Here is a 516-nt window from a genome sequence, read left to right as displayed (position 1 = left end):
GCCAGAATCAAAGGCAGCAAAGAAGGCAACAACAAGCTTACCTTCGGACTTTCAGGCAGCCTTTCGGCAAACAAATGGCCAAAGAAATCGTGGAAACAAGCGATGGATTATCTACCATTGAAAATCTTGGCTCTAGGTGCATAACGCCAGCCATAAGGTGTGCCCCACAGAACCAGCAAAGCGCACCTGACTTCATGCCAAAAATGCCGAGTTTAACGCATCACCTTGATGGCCTTGTTATGTAAAACCCAACAAATCCAAGTAGTTAACTCTAATCCCACATCTGCTAAAATCAGCTCAAACGCAAAACCGTCTACCCTACCGTTAAAACTCTGAGTCGATGTTTATGCTTATCTTCATGATATAACAAGTAAAAATCCGCCTTCTAAGAAGGCGGCTTTACATTCACCCCCTAGAAGGGGGCATTCCACGCTATCAGTTTTTCAACAACTCAAGCTGATTCTCATACTCAAGCTCTTCTTTGTCCTGATGTCGTACATATCTACGAATTATTGC

The 516-nt window shown here is 43.6% G+C and carries 1 pseudogene; it reads right to left on the bottom strand.

Going from position 1 to position 516, the window contains the following annotated elements:
- Positions 1–435: 435 nt before the first annotated feature.
- Positions 436–516: pseudogene (locus tag EDI28_RS26345) on the bottom strand (IS200/IS605 family transposase); the annotation flags it as partial.

Source organism: Photobacterium chitinilyticum, from assembly GCF_004104355.1.
Lineage (GTDB): Bacteria > Pseudomonadota > Gammaproteobacteria > Enterobacterales > Vibrionaceae > Photobacterium > Photobacterium chitinilyticum.
The sequence above is the reverse complement of the archived record's forward strand: the minus strand, read 5'-3'. Positions and strand labels throughout refer to the sequence as shown.